2 protein-coding genes are annotated in these 19,880 nt (G+C 71.8%); both read right to left on the bottom strand.

Annotated elements, in window-relative coordinates:
- Positions 1-3,728 (bottom strand): type I polyketide synthase (locus ABZ953_RS16820; RefSeq protein WP_361723515.1); only part of this gene is annotated, 3,728 nt, incomplete at its 3' end.
- Positions 3,729-3,756: 28 nt separating this feature from the next.
- The gene (locus ABZ953_RS16815) at positions 3,757-19,761 is read right to left on the bottom strand and encodes a type I polyketide synthase (RefSeq protein ID WP_361723512.1); all 16,005 of its coding nucleotides are present in this window, start codon (positions 19,759-19,761) and stop codon (positions 3,757-3,759) included.
- Between the last annotated feature and the right edge of the window lie 119 nt (positions 19,762-19,880).

Below are 19,880 nucleotides of genomic sequence, written 5' to 3'. Positions count from 1 at the left end.
ACGGGGCGGGAGATGAGGGAGTCCATGGTGAGGACGGGGGTGCCGGATTCGTCGGCTGCGTCGAAGGAGAGGGCGTCGGGGCCGCAGGGTGCGACGCGTACGCGGAGTGCGGCAGCGCCGGTGGCCTGCAACACCACACCGTTCCACGCGAACGGCAGCACATTGCGACCGTCGTCCTCGCGCTCCACGAAGGCGTTCGTGTGCAGAGCAGCGTCGAGGAGGGCCGGGTGGAGGCCGAACCTGCCTGCGTCTTCCCGCGGTTCACGCGGCAGGGCGGCTTCGGCGAAGAGTTCCTCGCCGCGTCGCCAGACGGCACGCAGGCCCTGGAACGCGGGCCCGTACGCGTAGCCCCGCTCGGTCAGATCCTCGTAGAACCCGGTGATGTCCACCGGCTCGGCACCCGCAGGCGGCCACTGCCCGAAGTCATAACGCGCCCCGGCCCCGGCCGAAGCAACCGGAGCGACCGGCGACAGCACACCGGACGCATGCCGCGTCCACTCCTGACCGCCACCCTCGACGACATCACCCCGTGCCGCGTAGACCCCGACCGCGCGACGCCCGGCCTCGTCAGCGCCGCCGACCGCGACCTGGATCCGGACGGAGTCGTCCTCGGGAAGCACCAGCGGCGCCCCGATGACCAGCTCGTCGAGGACCCCGCAACCGAACTCGTCACCGGCACGGATCGCCAGGTCGACGTAGATGGTGCCGGGGATGACGACCGAGTTCTGGATCGCGTGGTCGGCGAGCCACGGGTGCGTCTTGAGCGACAGCCTGGAGGTGAAGACAAGGCCGTCGGACTGAGGCAGCTCGACGACGGCGCCGAGGAGGGGGTGGTCGGTGGCGGCGAGGCCGACGGAGGTGACGTCGGTGTCGGTGCCCTTCATCTCGATCCAGTAGTGCTGGTGGTCGAAGGCGTAGGTGGGGAGGGCGAGGTGGTGCTGGGTGGCTCCGGCCGGGAGGAGGGGGGCCCAGTCGACGTCGAGGCCCTGTACGAAGGCTTCGGCGAGGGAGGTGAGCATGCGGTGCATGCTGCCTTCGCCGCGGCGCAGGGTGCCCAGGAGGACGGGGGCGCTTTCGGTGAGGTCGGTGGTTTCGGTGATGGGCTGGAGGAGGACGGGGTGGGGGCTGATTTCGATGAAGACGCCGAAGCCGTCCCCCGCCAACTGCCTTACCGCGGGCTCGAAGTGGACGGTTTGGCGCAGGTTTCGGTACCAGTAGGTGGTGTTGAGGGTGTCGGGTTCGGTGATCCAGGTCTGGTCGACGGTGGAGTAGAACGGAATCGCCGGAGCGCTGGCCGTAATACCGGAGAGGTGGGTGGCCAGGGTGGCTTCGATGGTTTCGACGTGGTGGGTGTGGGAGGCGTAGTCGACGGCGATGCGTCGGACGCGGGTGCCCTGGGCCTCCAGCACCGCGAGGAGTTCATCGAGGCGGGTCGGGTCACCGGCGATGACGGTGGAGGTGGGGCCGTTGATGGCGGCGATCTCCACCCCGTCCCCGGCCCCGTCCCCGGCCCCGTCCCCGTCCCCGTCTGCGAGCAGGGTGTGGATGTCGTCGGCGGGCAGGTTGATGGAGGCCATGGCGCCTGCTCCGGAGAGCAGCTGCCCGATGGCCTGGCTGCGTAGGGCGACGATGCGGGCTGCGTCGTTGAGGGTGAGTGCTCCGGCGATGCAGGCGGCGGCGATTTCGCCTTGGGAGTGGCCCAGGACGGCGTCGGGGGTGATGCCTGCGGTCTGCCAGAGGGTGGCGAGGCCGAGCATGACGGCGAAGCTGGCGGGCTGGAGGATGTCGACCCGGTCCAGGCTGTTCAGGTCGTCCTGGCCGCGCAGGACGTCGGTCAGTGACCAGTCGACGTACGGGGCCAGGGCCTGTTCGCACTCCGCGATGCGTGCCGCGAACGCGGGGGAGGTGTCCAGGAGTTCACGTCCCATCCCCACCCACTGAGCGCCCTGCCCCGGGAAGACGAACACCGTTCCGCCGGGGCCATTGCCTCCGCCGGGGGTCAGGTTTTTCGTCAACGCCGCGTCGGACTCACCACGCGCCAACGCGCCAAGCCCGGACAGCAGCTCTTCGCGGGAGCCCGCGACGACGACCGCGCGGTCGGCCAGCATGGCGCGTCCGGTGATGAGTGATCCCGCGATACCGGCCAGCGGTTCCGTTTCGGCGCCCTCGACGCCTTCGACGTACGCGGCGAGGCGTTGTGCCTGACCGGCCAGCGCGCCCGCGCCCTTGGCCGACACCACGAACGGCAGGACGACATCGCCGTCGGCTGCCGGGGCGGCGGGTGCGGAGTCCTGCTCCACCTCCACCTTGTCCTCAAGGACCTCGGGGACTTCGGAGGCCTCCGGTGCCTGCTCCAGAATCACGTGAGCGTTCGTGCCGCTGGCCCCGAAGGAGGAGATGCCCGCACGGCGGGGACGCTCAACGTCCGGCCAGGGGCGTGCTTCGGTGAGCAGTTCCACCGCGCCTGCCGACCAGTCGACCTGCGACGTCGGCTCGTCCACGTGGAGCGTCGCCGGAAGGACGCCCTCGCGCAGCGACTGCACGGTCTTGATCACCGCGGCGACGCCGGAAGCGGCCTGCGCGTGCCCGAGAACGGACTTCACCGAGCCAAGGAGCAACGGCCGGTCTTCCGCGCGCCCCTGGCCGTAGGTGGCAAGGAGTGCCTGCGCCTCGATCGGATCACCCAGCGTCGTACCCGTACCGTGCGCCTCGACCATGTCGATGTCGGAGGTGGTCAGACCGGCGTTGGAGAGGGCCTTGCGGATGACTCGCTGCTGCGCTGGGCCGTTCGGGGCGGTCAGACCGTTGGACGCGCCGTCCTGGTTGATCGCCGAGCCCTTGAGGACGGCGAGGACCTGGTGCCCGTTGCGCCGGGCGTCGGAGAGCCGCTCGAGCAGCAGGACACCGACACCCTCGGCCCAACCGCTGCCGTCGGCGGAGGCCGAGAAGGCCTTGATGCGCCCGTCGGCGGCGAGACCGCGCTGGCGCGAGAAGCCCACGAAGCCGCCCGGCGTCGCCATGACGGTGGCGCCGCCCGCCAGGGCCATGGAGCACTCTCCGCGCCGCAGCGCCTGCGCCGCCAGGTGCGTGGCGACCAGAGAGGAGGAGCACATGGTGTCGACCGTCACCGCGGGACCTTCGAGGCCCAAGGTGTAGGAGACGCGTCCCGAGGCGACTCCGCCCGCGGTGCCGAGGGCCCGCTCCAGACTCAGGTAGTCCTCGAAGCCGCTCAGGTCCGGCGCGTAGTCCTGGTGCACCATGCCGGTGAAGACGCCGACGTCGGTGCCGCGCATGGAGTGGGGGTCGAGGCCCGCGCGCTCCAGCGTCTCCCAGGAGACTTCCAGGAGCTGTCGCTGCTGCGGGTCCATGGCGAGCGCTTCGCGCGGCGAGATACCGAAGAACGCCGCGTCGAACTTCGGGGCGTCGTGCAGGAACGCGCCCTCGCGCACATACGTGGTGCCGGGATGGTCGGGGTCCGGGTCGAAGAGGCCGTCGAGGTCCCAGCCGCGGTCGGTGGGGAACCCGGTGTAGACGTCGGCGCCCTCGGAGACGACCCGCCAGAAGTCCTCGGGGTTGTTGATCCCGCCCGGGAACCGGCAGCCCATCGACACGATGGCGATGGGTTCGACGGCGGCGGCGGCGAGCTGACTGTTCTCGTGCTGCAGCCTGGAGTTCTCCTTCAGCGACGCACGCAGTGCACTCACGAGCTGCTCGTCAGACGATGCCATTTCTTCCTCCACGATCTGATGTAACGGGTCAGCTTGCGTCGTCGCCGAGGGCGAGCTGAATAAGGTCTGCGACGTCCATTGCGTCGATGAGTTCCGAGTCGTCCTCAGCCGGCGCGGGCGCTTCGGGCGCGTCCGTATCGGCCAGCTGCAGCAGGGCTTCCAGGACTCCGGATTCCTTGAACCGGGCGAAGGGAACGGTCGTCAGGACACGCCTGAGGTCGTCCTCCCGCCCTTCGAATTCGTCCTCGGTGGTCCGAAGGAGTTCGGCGCGCAGGTACTCGACCAGCGCGTCGGGGGTGGGGTAATCGAAGATGAGCGTCGCCGGGAGCCGCAGCCCGGTGGCCGCGTGCAGACTGTTGCGCAGACCGACGGCCGCAAGGGAGTCGAATCCGACCTCCTGGAACGCCTGGAGCGGCCGGATGACCTCGGCACTGCTGTGGCCGAGCACGGTGGCGGCGTGGCCGCGGACGAGTCGCAGCAGGATTCGCTGCTGCTCGGCCTCCGAGGCCGCCGTCAGGCTCTCGACGAGGGACGAATTGGCGTCACCGGTGCCCGCGTCGGACTGTGCCGCCCGCATCACTTCGCGCGCCTCGGCCAGCTCACCGAAGAGCGGGCTGGGCCGGACGGACGTGAACGCGGGAATGAACGCCTCCCAGTCCATGTCAGCCACGACAACGGAGTTCTCGTCGGCCCGCAGCGCCTGCTCCAGCGTGCTCACGGCGACCTCGGGGGCCACCGGGAGAACTCCGCGGCGGCGCAGCTGGGCGAGCGCGGCAGGGTCCGCGCCGACTCCGATCCCGTCGAGAGCGCCCCAGGCGAGGGAGGTCGCCGTGAATCCCCGGGCCCGGCGGCGTTCGACGAGGGTGTCGAGGACAGCGTTGGCCGCACCCGACAGGCCCTGGCCGCCGCCGCCCCAGATACCGGCGATGGAGGAGAAGGTGACGAACGCGTCGAGCTCGGTGTCCTTGAGGAGCTCTTCGAGCCAGACGGCGATCTCCACCTTGGCCGCGAACACCTCAGCGATGTCCGTCGGACGGGTGTCGTCGATGGTGCTGGTCTGCATCACGTCGGCGGCGTGGACGACGGCCGTCAGCGGCCGGTCGGCGGGCAGTTCGGCGAGCAGGCGGGCGAGCGTGTCGCGGTCGCCGATGTCGACGGACGTCACTTCGGTACGGACATCCAGCCCGGCCAGTTCGGCGCGCAGCGCGTCGACGTAGCCCTCAGGGGTGTCCGCGGCCGTGGTGACGATCAGTGTTTCGGCGCCCCCAAGGGCGAGCCAGTGGGCGGCGTGACGGCCGAGCCCTTCGGTGCCGCCCGTGACGAGCACCGTTCCGTGCGGCTGCCACGGTCCGGTGCCCGCTGTCTCCGGCAGGCTCTTGCGGACCAGCCTGCGGGCAAGGACGCCCGTACGCCGTATCGCGAGTTGGTCCTCGCCGGTGGCGGCGTTGAGCACGCCGAGCAGGCGCTGGACCGTCCGGGTGTCGACATCGGCGGGCAGATCCACCAGGCCGCCCCAACGGTCCGCGTACTCCAGGCCCGCGGCCCGGCCCAGACCCCAGTGCGCTGCCTGGAGCGGGGCCGTCACGGAGTCCTGGGGTCCGGTGCTCACGGCGCCGGAGGTCAGGCACCACAGCGGCTGGGTGGCTGACGTATCGGCAAGTGCCTGAAGGAGTACGAGGGTTGCCTCGGCCATCGCGGCGGCGGACCGGGGGCCCTGCGACGCCTGGCCGTGGTCCAGGGCGTGAAGGGACAGCACTCCCGAGATGTCGCGCTCGGAGAAGGCCGCGTCCAGCGAGGCGGCGAGCGACGCCCGGTCCCGCAGCCCGGCCCCGGTCACCTCCAGCAGGACGGTGCTGAGCCCCTGGCGGGCGAGATCCTGCACGAGATCGTCGGCCGCGCTGCCGGAGGGGCGTTCGGCCGGAGCGATCACCAGCCAGGTTCCGCCCGGTACGCCGGGGGAGACCTGCGGGAGCGGCTGCCAGGTGACGGCGTACCGGAGCCCTTCCACCACGGACCGCTCGCGACGCCCTTCTCTCCAGCCCGCCAGCAACGGTACGACGGTGCCCAAGGCGTCCTGCCGGTCTGCCGTGTCGGCCTGCAACAGGGTGGTCAGGGCGCCCAGATCCGCGCTGTCGACGGCGTTCCAGAAGTCACGGTCGACCTCGTCGAGCTGACTGTCCTCGGCGCGGGGGCTGTCGGATGCCTTGAGCCAGTAGTGCTGGTGGTCGAAGGCGTACGTCGGCAGCGCGACGCGCGGTCCTTCCGCGGCCCCGGTGGGGAGGAGGGGGGTCCAGTCGACGTCGAGGCCCTGTACGAAGGCTTCGGCGAGGGAGGTGAGCATGCGGTGCATGCTGCCTTCGCCGCGGCGCAGGGTGCCGAGGAGGACGGGGGCGCTTTCGGTGAGGTCGGTGGTTTCGGTGATGGGCTGGAGGAGGACGGGGTGGGGGCTGATTTCGATGAAGACGCCGAAGCCGTCCCCCGCCAACTGGCGTATGGCGGGTTCGAAGTGGACGGTTTGGCGCAGGTTTCGGTACCAGTAGGCGGTGTTGAGGGTGTCGGGTTCGGTGATCCAGGTCTGGTCGACGGTGGAGTAGAACGGAATCGCCGGGGCGTGGGCGGTGATGCCGGTGAGGTGGGTGGCCAGGGTGTCTTCGATGGTTTCGACGTGGTGGGTGTGGGAGGCGTAGTCGACGGCGATGCGTCGGACGCGGGTGCCCTGGGCTTCCAGTACCGCGAGGAGTTCGTCGAGGCGGGTGGGGTCGCCTGCGATGACGGTGGAGGTGGGGCTGTTGATGGCGGCGATTTCCACGCCGTCCGCGTCCGTGAGCAGGGTGTGGATGTCGTCGGCGGGCAGGTTGATGGAGGCCATGGCGCCTGCTCCGGAGAGCAGCTGCCCGATGGCCTGGCTGCGTAGGGCGACGATGCGGGCTGCGTCGTGGAGGGTGAGGGCTCCGGCGATGCAGGCGGCGGCGATTTCGCCTTGGGAGTGGCCCAGGACGGCGTCGGGGGTGATGCCTGCGGTCTGCCAGAGGGTGGCGAGTCCGAGCATGACGGCGAAGCTGGTGGGCTGGAGGATGTCGACCCGGTCCAGGCTGCCCTGACCGCGCAGGACGTCGGTCAGTGACCAGTCGACGTACGGGGCCAGGGCCTGTTCGCACTCCGCGATCCGTGCCGCGAACGCGGGGGAGGAATCCAGGAGTTCACGTCCCATGCCCACCCACTGGGCGCCCTGCCCGGGGAAGACGAACACCGTCCGGCCCCGCGCACCGGAACCGCTGCCCGAGACCAGGCCCGGAGCCGACTCCCCTCGCGCCAACGCGCCCAGTCCGTCCAGCAGTTGGTCGCGGGAGCCCGCGACGACGACCGCGCGGTCGGCCAGCATGGCGCGTCCGGTGATGAGTGATCCCGCGATACCGGCCAGCGGGGCCGTCTCGGCGTCCTCGACGTACGCGGCAAGTCGCTGTGCCTGACCGGCCAGCGCACCCGCGCCCTTGGCCGACACCACGAACGGCAGGACGACGTCGCCGTCGGATGCCGGGGCGGAGCGTGCGGAGTTCTGCTCCGCCTCCACCTTGTCCTCGGGGACTTCGGGGGCCTCCGGTGCCTGCTCCAGAATCACGTGGGCGTTCGTGCCGCTGGCTCCGAAGGAGGAGATGCCCGCGCGGCGGGGACGCTCAACGTCTGGCCAGGGGCGTGCTTCGGTGAGCAGTTCCACCGCGCCCGCCGTCCAGTCGACCTGTGACGTCGGCTCGTCCACATGGAGCGTCGCCGGAAGGACGCCGTGCTGCATCGACTCGACCATCTTGATGACGCTCGCGACGCCCGCGGCGGCCTGGGCATGCCCGATGTTCGACTTCAGCGAGCCGAGCCACAACGGCCGGTCCTCCGCGCGCCCCTGGCCGTACGTGGCAAGGAGTGCCTGCGCCTCGATCGGGTCACCCAGCGTCGTACCCGTACCGTGCGCCTCGACCACATCCACATCAGCCGACCCCAGACCCGCACTCGACAGCGCCTTGCGGATCACCCGCTGCTGCGCCGGGCCGTTCGGGGCGGTCAGGCCATTGGACGCGCCGTCCTGGTTGATCGCCGAGCCCTTGAGGACGGCGAGGACCTGGTGCCCGTTGCGCCGGGCGTCGGAGAGCCGCTCAAGGAGCAGGACACCGACACCCTCGGCCCAGCCGGTGCCGTCGGCGGAGGCCGCGAACGACTTGCAGCGGCCGTCGGTGGCGAGACCGCGCTGACGCGAGAACTCCACGAAGGCGTCCGGGCTGGACATCACCGTGGCCCCACCGGCGAGCGCCATGGTGCACTCACCCTGGCGCAGTGCCTGTGCGGCCAGGTGGAGCGCCACGAGCGAGGAGGAGCACGCCGTGTCGACGGTCACCGCAGGACCCTCGAACCCGAAGACGTACGAGACGCGGCCCGAGGCCACACTGCCCGCGGTGCCGGCCATCACGTAGCCCTCGACACCTTCCGGCGCCTGCTTCAGACGGGACACGTAGTCGTGGTGGACGATGCCGGTGAAGACACCGATCTCGTTGCCGCTCGTGCCACGGGGGTCGATGCCGGCCCGCTCCAGTGCCTCCCACGAGGTCTCAAGGAGCAGCCGCTGCTGCGGGTCCATGGCGAGCGCCTCGCGCGGCGAGATCCCGAAGAGGCCCGCGTCGAACTGCGCGGCGTCGTGCAGGAATCCGCCCGTACGCGCATAGCTCGTGCCCTGGTGGTCCGGGTCCGGGTGGTAGAGCCCGTCCAGGTCCCAGTCACGGTCGACGGGGAATCCGGAGATCGCGTCACGCTGGTCGATGACCAGTCGCCACAGGTCCTCGGGACTCTCCACGCCACCCGGCAGGCGGCAGCTCATGGAGACGATCGCGATCGGCTCGTCCAGGGCGGGCGTGCCGGTCACCGGGGCATCGGGAACGGTCAGCTCGCCGAGGAGTTCGGCGCGCAGGTGCCCCGCGAGCAGGGCGGGCGTCGGATAGTCGAAGACCACCGAGGCGGACAGCCCTTCGATCCCGGTCGTGTGGACCAGTCGGTTGCGGAGCTTGACCGCGGCGAGGGAGTCGAATCCGAGATCCTTGAAGGAGCGGGTCCGGTCGAAGGTGTCCGACGCGCCGTGGCCGAGGACGGCGGCGGCGCCGGACTCCACGAGGTCCACGAGGAGACGGTGCTGCTCCGTGGTCGTCAGTCCGCCGAGTCGGGTGGCGAACGATCCGGCGGCGGCGTCGCGGGTGGCCGCGCGGCGGCGTACGTCCGTGGCCGGTCGGTCCGTCGCGGCAGGCCGCTCGGCCGTCGTTACGGCCGGTGCCGCGGACTGGGCGGGTGCGCACTGGGTGGGCGCGGTCAGTTCCAGCGGCCCCATGGTGGCGACCGGCGCCCCCGTCGGGTCCGCGAGTTGGATCAAGTGTCCGCCCTGCCCGGCCGGGGTGATCCGGACGCGCAGGGTGGTGGCTCCGGCCGCGTGGACGACGAGCCTGGCGCAGCGGACCAGATCCTGACGCGGGGTGTCCGCCGCGGCCACGAGCCGTACGGCTGTGTCGAGGAGGGCGGGGTGCAGGGTGAACCGCTCCGCCTCGTCGAGCAGGTGGCCGGGGAGCGTCACCTCGGAGCAGGTCCGGCCCTCCCCGTCCCGCCAGACGGCGGTCGCGCCGGGCAGTCCGGCCGGTGCCGCGTCCGCGGCGGGCGACCAGTCCGCCAGGTCGAACGACGGCTCGGGAATGCCGGGGACCAGCACACCGGTCGCGTGGCGGGTCCACGGTGCGCGGTCCGCGCCGGGGATCCTGCTGTGCACGCGCACCGTGCGGCGGCCGACGGAGTCGGGGCCGTCGACGGCGATCTGGAGCTGGACGGCGGTGTGTGCGGGCAGGACCAGGGCACTCTCGACGACCAGCTGTTCCAGCGAACCGCAGCCGACCGCGTCACCGGCCCCGACGATCATCTCGAGCAGCGCGGCGGCGGGTACCGTCATGGCCCCCCGCGCCTGCTCTTGTTCGGTCGCGCCGAGCAGCGGGCCGTGCCGACGGACCGAGAGGCGACCGGTGTGGACGACGCCATCGGCGCCGGGCAGCTCCGTGGCGGCACCGAGCAGCGGGTGGCCCGTCGCGTCGGTGTGGCCCGCATCCTGCTCCATGGCGCGGTCGAGCCAGTACCGCCGGTGCTGGAACGCGTACGTGGGCAGGTCGCGCGTGATCCGGCGGGGCCCTTCGTGCAGGGCGGGCCAGTCCACGGCGACGCCGCGGACGTGGAGCGCCGCGAGTGCGGCCAGCACGTCGGCGTCCTCGGCGTGGTCGCGGCGCAGCGTGGCCACGCAGCCGGCCTCGACGGCCGTGCCGAAGGCCGCGTCAAGGTTCGCTTCGGTGACGACGGCGCCGGTGACCGCGCCATTGACCGCGCCGGTGGTCGCACCGGTGACCGCGTCGGGCGAGGTGAGCGGGGCGAGCGTCCCGAGGGCCATCCCCGTGAGGACGCCGCCCGGTCCGAGCTCCAGGAACGTGGTGGTCCCCAGCTGGTGCAGCGTGGCGACGGCGTCGGAGAACCGTACGGTGTGCCGGAGCTGGTCCACCCAGTAGCCGGGGGAGCCGAGTTCGTCGCCCGACAGGTTCTTGCCGGTGAGCGTGGACACCAGGGGCAGGGTCGCCGGACGGTACTCCAGGCCTTCGCAGACCGTACGGAACGCGTCGAGCGCGGGAGCCATGAGCGGCGAGTGGAAAGCGTGGCTGACCTGGAGACGGCGGGTCTTGTGCCCCCTGCGGGCCAGCTCCTCGGCGGCGGCGGTCACCTCGGCCTCGGCGCCGGAGATCACCACCGCGTCGGGCGCGTTGACGGCGGCGACACACACCGCGCCGCCGTACCGGGCGTCCTCGGCGAGGAGGGACACGACGTCGGCCTCGGCCGCTTGGACGGCGACCATCGCACCGCCCTCGGGCAGGGCTTGCATGAGTCGGCCGCGGGCGGCCACGAGGGTGCTGGCGTCCGCCAGGTCCAGGACGCCAGAGACGTGTGCCGCGGTGACCTCGCCGATCGAGTGACCGGCGAGGAAGTCCGGGCGTACGCCCCACGATTCGAACAGCCGGAACAGCGCGGTCTCCAGGGCGAACAGCGCTGCCTGCGTGTACATGGTCCGGTCGAGCAGCGCAGCCTGAGCCGAGCCGGGAGCGGCGAACACGACATCGCGCAGCGGGTGGTCCACATGGTCGCCGAGGCGCTCCTCGACGGCCGCGCAGACGGCGTCGAAGGCTTCACGGAAGACCGGGTGGGCCTCGGCGAGTTCGCGGCCCATACCCGCCCACTGGCTGCCCTGGCCGGTGAACAAGAAGGCCAGTTTGCCGTCGACGGGGGTGCCGGTGACGGCAGCCGTACCCGTCTCGCCGCCCTCCGCGAGGGCGCGCAGATCCGCGACGAGCCGGTCCCTGTCCGCGGCCACGAAGACCGCCCGGTGGCCGAGTCGGGCACGTGTGGTGGCCAGGGAGTACGCCGTATCGGCGATGCTCACGTCGGTCCGGTCCTCGATGAACGAGGCGAGGCGGCCGGCCTGGCCGCGCAGCCCCTGGGCCGTCCCGCCGGACACGGGCACAAGGACGGCTCCCGTGCCGGTGTCCTCCCCGCCCGTGCTCTGCCCCGTGACGGCCGCCGCGTCGGCATCGGCGTCGGCGTCGGCGTCGGCCGGATCCTGCTCCAGGACCACGTGGGCGTTGGTGCCACCGATGCCGAACGAGGACACCGCGGCCCGACGCGGTCGGCCGGCCTCCGGCCACGGCCGCGACTCGGTCAGCAGCTCGACCGCGCCCGCCGACCAGTCCACGTTCGTGGAGGGGGCGTCCACGTGCAGCGTGCGAGGCAGCAGACCGTGACGTATCGCCATCACCATCTTGATCACACCGGCGACACCTGCCGCCGCCTGCGTGTGGCCGAGGTTGGACTTGACCGAGCCGAGCCAGAGGGGCTGGTTCTCGGCGCGGTCCTGGCCGTAGGTGGCAAGGAGTGCCTGGGCCTCGATGGGATCGCCCAGCGTCGTGCCCGTGCCGTGTGCCTCCACGACGTCGATGTCGGAGGTGGTCAGGCGGGCGTCGGCGAGGGCCTTGCGGATAACTCGCTGCTGGGCGGGGCCGTTCGGGGCGGTCAGACCGTTGGACGCGCCATCGGAGTTGACCGCCGAGCCCTTGAGGACGGCGAGGACCTGGTGACCGTTGCGCCGGGCGTCGGAGAGACGCTCGACCAGCAACAGGCCGACACCCTCGGACCAGCCGGTGCCGTCGGCGCCGTCGGCGAAAGCCTTGCAGCGGCCGTCCGGAGCCAGCCCGCGCTGGCGGGAGAACTCGACGAACGTGTCCGGATTGGCCATGACCATCACACCGCCGGCCAACGCCATCGAGCACTCGCCCTGCCGGAGCGCCTGCGCCGCGAGGTGCAGGGCCACCAGCGACGACGAACACGCGGTGTCGACGGAGAGGACCGGCCCCTCCAGACCGAGGTGGTAGGCGACGCGGCCGGAGAGCACGGCGTTCGAACTGCCGGTGAGGCGCAGCCCCTCGACCTCCGGGGACCGGTGCAGGAGGAGGCTGTAGTCGTTGGCGTTGGTTCCCGCGAACACACCGACGTCCTGGCCGCGCAGGGCGGCCGGGTCGATGCCCGCCCGCTCGAGGACCTCCCACGACGTCTCGAGCAACAGTCGCTGCTGCGGGTCCATGGCCAGTGCTTCCTGCGGCGAGATGCCGAAGAACGCGGCGTCGAAGCCCGCGGCGTCGTCGAGGAACGCGGCGTGGCGCACATACGTCCGGCCCGCGCGGTCGGGGTCGGCGTCGAAGAGCCGCTCGATGTCCCATCCGCGGTCGGCGGGGAACTCGGTGACCGCGTCGGTGCCCTCGCTGACCACCCGCCACAGGTCCTCGGGGCTGTTGATGCCGGCCGGGAAACGGCAGGCCATGGCCACGATCGCGATGGGCTCGTCGGCGACTGCCCGCGCGTCCGCGCCGTCCCTTTCGTCCACGCGGCCCGGCCCGTCGGCGCCCTCCGGCGTGCCGAGCAGCAGGGCCCGTACCTGACCGGCGAGCAGCGTCGGCGTGGGATGGTCGAAGACCATCGTGGGCGACAGCCGCAGGCCGGTCGCGGTGGCGAGGCGGTTGCGCAGTTCCACGGCGGTCAGCGAGTCGAAGCCTGCGTCCTTGAAGGCCCGTTCGGCGGCCACCGACTCGGCGCCCCGGTACCCGAGCACCTCTGCCGCGTGGCGGCGTACGAGGTCCACGAGCACGGCGATCTGCTCGGCACCGCCCAGGGACGCGATGCGCTCGGCGAGTGAACCGGGCTCCGCGGACCCGGCACGGGCCGTCGGCCTGGCCGACGGGGCCAGGCCGCGCAACAGCGGCGCTACGGGGCCGCTCGCGGCGCGGGTGCGCAGCGCGTGGACATCGATCCGGGTGGCGACCAGCAGAGGGGCGGCACTGCGCAGGCCGGCGTCGAAGAGCGCCATGCCCTGCACCGCGGAAAGCCCGACCATCCCGTGTCGCCGGTTGCGTCGCAGGTCGGCGTCGGCCAGGTGCTCCGTCATGCCGCTCACCTCGGCCCAGTAGCCCCAGGCGAGAGAGGTGGCAGGCAGCCCGAGGGCCCGGCGCCGGTACGCGAGCGCGTCGATGAACGCGTTGGCCGCCGCGTAGTTGGCCTGCCCCGGGTTGCCGAGCACGCCCGCTGCGGAGGAGAACAGGACGAACGCCGCGAGATCCAGGTCCCGGGTCAGCTCGTGGAGGTGCAGCGCGGCGTCAGCCTTGGGACGCAGCACCGTGTCGATCCGCTCCGGGGTCAGCTCATGGACCACACCGTCGTCGAGTACGCCTGCGGTGTGCACGACGGCGGTCAGCGGATGCCCGGCCGGGACGGTGGCGAGGAGCGCCGCGAGTTCCGTACGGACGCCCACGTCGCAGCGCGCGATCGTGACGGTGGCTCCCAGCGCGGTCAGTTCCTCGCGCAGTTCGTCGGCGCCGGCCGCGTCCGGGCCGCGGCGGCTCGCCAGCAGCAGGTGCCGGGCCCGGTGCTCCGTGACCAGGTGCCGTGCGACGATCGCGCCGAGCGTGCCCGTACCGCCGGTGATCAGGACGGTGCCGTCGGCGTCGAGCGGACGCGGCGCGCCCGAGCCGCCGACGCCGACGCCGAAGCCGCCGGGACCGGTGCCGTCGCCCGACGCCCGTACCAGGCGAGGCACTTCGGCCACCCCGGCGCGGAGCCGGAGCTGCGGCTCGCCGCTGTCCAGCGCACCCGGCAGCGCGCTCCGCGCATCGGCGTCGGCCTCGACCAGGACGATGCGGTCGGGGTGCTCGGACTGTGCCGAGCGTACGAGTCCCCACACGGCCGCGGCGGCCGGGGCGGAGCTGTCCGTGGTCAGCACGACGAGACGCGTGTCGCGCAGGGCGGGCTCGGCGAGCCACGCCTGGACGACGGCGAGGGCGGCCGCGGTCGTGACGCGCGGATCGGCCTCGGCCGGATCCACCTCGTACAGCAGGTGGCCGGGGCCGACGGCCGCAGCGGCGACGACGTCGGCCGCGCACGTGACCACGGGGTACTCCGACGCGGCTGACGCGGCCGTTGCGGCTGACGCGGCCGTCGCGTCCCCGGCGGACAGCGGAACTTCCACCCAGTCGACCCGGAACAGCGCGTCGTGCGTCAAGACACCGGCGATGCCCGCCTGTTCGGGGGAGAGCGGCTTGCCGAGCACGCCCTCGACAGACATGACCGGCCGCCCCGAACGGTCGGCCAGCTCCACACGGCCTCCGTCACCCGGCGTACCCGGGGTCCGCACCTTCAGCGCGGAGGCGCCGGAGGCCAGCAGGGAGACACCCGTCCATTCGTACGGCTGCATGTCCTCGCCGAGCGCTACGCGAACGGCGGCGTCCAGCAGGGCGGGGTGCAGGCCGTACCGGTCGGCGTCGGTGGTGCGGTCCGGCAGCGCGACGTCGACGCCGGAGGTGTCAGGGGTGGACGCGGGCCGCTGCGCCGGGGGCGCGAGAGTGCCGTGGGCGTGCGGGGTCCACTCCTCCTGCGTACCGGAGCTCTCGGCACGGGAGTACACCCGGACCGTACGGCGCCCGGAAGTGTCGGCGCCGTCCACGGTCACCTGAAGGGACCGGCCACCGCGCAGCGGCAGGACGACCGGCCTTTCGACGGTCAGCCGCTCCAGAGTGGGCGTGCCGATCTCGTCGCCGACCTTGACGGCCAGCTCCACCAGGGCCGCGTTGGGCGCCACGATCACGTCGCCCACGGCGTAGTCGGCCAGCCAGGGGTGCGTACGGGGCGACCAACGCGAGGTCGTCACGAAGGCGTCCGCACCGGGGAGCCCGACGACGGCGCCGAGGAGGGGGTGGTCGGTGGCGGCGAGGCCGACGGAGGTGACGTCGGTGTCGGTGCCCTTCATCTCGATCCAGTAGTGCTGGTGGTCGAAGGCGTAGGTGGGGAGGGCGAGGTGGTGCTGGGTGGCTCCGGCCGGGAGGAGGGGAGCCCAGTTGACGTCGATGCCCTGTACGAAGGCTTCGGCGAGGGAGGTGAGCATGCGGTGCATGCTGCCTTCGCCGCGGCGCAGGGTGCCGAGGAGGACGGGGGCGCTTTCGGTGAGGTCGGTGGTTTCGGTGATGGGCTGGAGGAGGACGGGGTGGGGGCTGATTTCGATGAAGACGCCGAAGCCGTCCCCCGCCAACTGGCGTATGGCGGGTTCGAAGTGGACGGTTTGGCGCAGGTTTCGGTACCAGTAGGTGGCGTTGAGGGTGTCGGGTTCGGTGATCCAGGTCTGGTCGACGGTGGAGTAGAACGGAATTGCCGGAGCGCTGGCCGTAATACCGGTGAGGTGGGTGGCCAGGGTGTCTTCGATGGTTTCGACGTGGTGGGTGTGGGAGGCGTAGTCGACGGCGATGCGTCGGACGCGGGTGCCCTGGGTTTCCAGTACCGCGAGGAGTTCGTCGAGGCGGGTGGGGTCGCCTGCGATGACGGTGGAGGTGGGGCTGTTGATGGCGGCGATTTCCACGCCGTCCGCGTCCGTGAGCAGGGTGCGGATGTCGTCGGCGGGCAGGTTGATGGAGGCCATGGCGCCTGCTCCGGAGAGCAGCTGTCCGATGGCTTGGCTGCGTAGGGCGACGATGCGGGCTGCGTCGTTGAGGGTGAGTGCTCCGGCGATGCAGGCGGCGGCGATTTCGCCTTGGGAGTGGCCCAGGACGGCGTCGGGGGTGATGCCTGCGGTCTGCCAGAGGGTGGCGAGTCCGAGCATGACGGCGAAGCTGGCGGGCTGGAGGATGTCGACCCGGTCCAGGCTGCCCTGACCGCGCAGGACGTCGGTCAGTGACCAGTCGACGTAGGGTGCCAGGGCCTGTTCGCACTCCGCGATCCGTGCCGCGAACGCGGGGGAGGTGTCCAGGAGTTCACGTCCCATGCCCACCCACTGGGCGCCCTGCCCGGGGAAGACGAACACCGTCCGGCCCCGTGCATCGGAACCGCTGCCCGAGACCAGGCCCGGAGCCGACTCACCACGCGCCAACACACCCAGCCCGTCCAGCAGTTGGTCGCGGGAGCCCGCGACGATCACGGCGCGGTCGGTGTGGAGTGCGCGGTCGGACAGGAGCGATGCGGCGATACCGGCCAGCGGGGCCGTCTCGGCGTCCTCGACGTACGCGGCGAGGCGTTGTGCCTGACCGGCCAGCGCACCCGCGCCCTTGGCCGACACCACGAACGGCAGGACGGCGTCATCCTTCAGGGCGGGCTGTGCCTGCGCGCCATCGATGGGCCTCTGCGGTGCCTGCTCCAGAATTACGTGGGCGTTGGTGCCGCTGACGCCGAAGGAGGAGATGCCCGCGCGGCGGGGACGCTCGACGTCCGGCCAGGGGCGTGCCTCGGTGAGCAGTTCCACCGCGCCTGCCGACCAGTCGACCTGCGACGTCGGCTCGTCGACGTGGAGAGTGGCGGGCAGGACGCCGTGCTGCATCGACTCGACCATCTTGATGACACTCGCGACGCCCGCGGCGGCCTGCGCATGCCCGATGTTCGACTTCAGCGAGCCCAGCCACAACGGCCGGTCCTCCGCGCGCCCCTGGCCGTACGTGGCAAGGAGTGCCTGCGCCTCGATCGGGTCACCCAGCGTCGTACCCGTACCGTGCGCCTCGACCACATCCACATCAGCCGACCCCAGACCCGCACTCGACAGCGCCTTGCGGATCACCCGCTGCTGCGCCGGACCGCTCGGGGCGGTCAGACCGTTGGACGCGCCGTCCTGGTTGACGGCCGAACCGCGCACGACCGCCAGGACCCGGTGCCCGCTGCGCCGGGCGTCCGACAGGCGCTCCAGGAGGAGCACGCCCACGCCCTCCGACCAGCCGGTGCCGTCGGCGGCAGCAGCGAACGACTTGCAACGGCCGTCCGTCGAGAGGGCGCGCTGACGCGAGAAGCCGATGAAGGAGTCGGGCGTCGCCATGACGGCTACTCCGCCGGCGAGGGCCATGGTGCATTCGCCCTGGCGCAGTGCTTGTGCGGCGAGGTGGAGGGCGACGAGGGAGGATGAACACGCCGTGTCGACGGTCACCGCAGGACCCTCGAAGCCGAGGGTGTAGGAGACGCGGCCGGAGGCGACGCTGCCGGCGCTGCCGGTGCCTGCGAAGCCTTCGAGTTCGGCGGGGATGCCGTCGCCGGAGGAGTAGCCCTGGCCCATGACGCCGGAGAAGACGCCGATGTCGGCGCCGTGCAGGGTGTGGGGGTTGATGCCTGCGCGTTCGATGGCTTCCCAGGAGGTTTCCAGGAGGAGGCGTTGTTGAGGGTCCATGGCGGTGGCTTCGCGGGGGGAGATGCCGAAGAAGGCGGCGTCGAAGTGGCCTGCCTCGTGGAGGAATCCGCCGCGTTGGACGTAGGAGGTGCCGGGGTGGTCGGGGTCGGGGTCGAAGAGGGTGTCGAGGTACCAGCCGCGGTCGGTGGGGAAGTCGGACAGGCCGTCGCGGCCTTCGCTGACCATCTGCCACAGGTCCTCGGGGCCCGTGACGCCGCCGGGCAGACGGCATGCCATACCCACGATCACGATCGGGTCGTGAGAGTCGCTCACCATGGCCCCGGTGGTGGCCGGAGCCGGGGCCGGTGCGATCTCCAGGATCTCGGCGAGCAGATGCGCCGCCAGGGCGCGCGGCGTGGGGTGGTCGAAGGTGACCGTGGTGGGCAGCCGCAGCCCGGTGCGCCCGACCAGTCGGTTGCGGAGTTCGACGACGGCCAAGGAGGTGAATCCGAGGTCGCGCAGCGCGCGCTCGGCCACGATGGCCTCGGGCGCGGAGAGGCCGAGCACCGCGGCGGCCTCGGTGCGCACCAGCTCTTCGAGCAGCCGCAGTTGGGCACCGTCCTCGATCCCGGTGAGGCGCGAACGGAGGGCGACGAGGTCCTCGGGGTCGGGTTCGGTGAGACGGAAGGAGCGGTCCGACGGCTCCGCGGCGATCCTCAGGCGCGTGGGCGACTCCGCGAGCCGGTGCCGGACGACCTTGCCCGAAGCCGTGCGGGGGACGGCGTCGATCTCGTGGATCTCCTCGGGCACCTTGAACGCGGCGAGTTGCTCGCGGCAGTGCGCGAGCAGGGCCTCGGCATCGAAGCCGTCAGGACCGGGGACCACGTACGCGACGGGAACCTCCCCCAGCGCCGTGTGGGGCTTGGCGGCGACGGCGACGTCGGCCACCCCCGGGAAGGTGCGCAGCGCCGACTCGACCTCGACGGGGTGGATGTTCTCCCCGCCGCGGATGACGAGTTCCTTGATCCGGCCGCAGATGGTGAGGTGGCCCGCCTCGTCGCGCCGTGCCACGTCACCGGTGCGGAACCAGCCGTCGCGCATGGCCTCGGCCGTCGCTTCGGGGCTGTTGTGGTAGCCGACCATGACGTTCGGGCCCTGTACCCAGACCTCGCCTTCGTGTCCGGCGGGCATGTCCTGGCCGGTTTGGGGGTCTACGACACGGACCCCGACGCCGGGGACGGGCAGACCGCAGGATCCGTCGACGCGGGCGCCGTGCGGTGCGTTGATGGCGATCGCCCCGCACGTCTCGGTGCTGCCGTACGCGTCGACGAGGGGTACGCCGAAGGTCTCCTCGAACGAGCGGCGCAAGGCGGCGGAGGTCACGCCGCCGCCGACGAGGCCGATGCGTAGGTCCGGCAGGGTGAGGCCGCTCTCGCGCACGGCCTGGACCAGGTAGTGGTAGGTCGTCGGGACACCGGCCAGGAACGTCGACCGGTCGTCGCGGAGCGCGTCGAGCACGTCCTGCGGTGAGTGACCGTCGAGGATGCGTGCGGTCGCGCCCGCCACGGTGACCGACAGGACGCACGCGATGTGGGACAGGCTGTGGAACAGCGGCAGAGGCCACAGCACGCGGTCGTCGGCGGAGAGTTCGGGTACCGGGATGTAGCAGTTCGCGACGGACCACAGGCAGTTGCGCTGGGTGGACAGGACGCCCTTGGGCAGGCCGGTGGTGCCCGACGTGTAGAACAGCCAGGCCACCTCGTCGAGGCCCAGGTCGTCCCTGGCCTGCTCGGACGGTGTGGTGACGGCGAGTTCGTCGTAGGAGTGGCAGCCCTCCGGCACGTGCCCGGCCCCGGTCCCGGCCTCGACCGCGGTCCCGGTACCGGTACCGGTCCCGACCCCGGCCCCGGTGACGAGCACCGTGAGGTCCGACGGCAGTCCCGGTGTCTCGCGCAGCCGTACGGCACCTGCGGCGTCGGTCACGACGAAGCGGGCGCCGCTGTCACCGATCATGTGGGCCAGTTCGGCCGCCGTGGCCCCCGGGTTGGCCGGGACACCGACACCGGCGGCCCGGACGACCGCGAGGTAACTCTCCACGGTGGCGACGGTGTTGCCGAGCAGAAAGGCCACGCGGTCGCCGCGGCCGAGCCCGAGGGCGGCCAGGTGACCGGCCAGCCGGGCGGTCCTAGCCGCCAGCTCCCGGTAGCCGACGGACCGCTCGCGGTCCATGAAGGCGGTCTTGTCGCCGAACCGTTCCGCGTGCTCCAGGAGAACTTCCGGAAGGGGCTCGATGATTTCGCCCTGCACCATGACGCCACACCTTCCGGAAATACCAGAATCGTTCGAGAGAAGTCCCGAGGCTTCGAGAAGAAGCCTCATGACTGGGTTTTGGCCAGGTTAGTTCGCGGTGTGACGGCACGACATCCCTC

This window comes from Streptomyces sp. NPDC046465, assembly GCF_040646035.1.
Lineage (GTDB): Bacteria > Actinomycetota > Actinomycetes > Streptomycetales > Streptomycetaceae > Streptomyces.
This window is presented reverse-complemented; position numbering and strand designations above follow the sequence as displayed.

Coding starts and splice junctions, on each gene's coding strand:
- ABZ953_RS16815 (WP_361723512.1), bottom strand. CDS start 19,761: ATGGTGCAGGGCGAAATCATCGAGCCCCTTCCGGAAGTTCTCCTGGAG.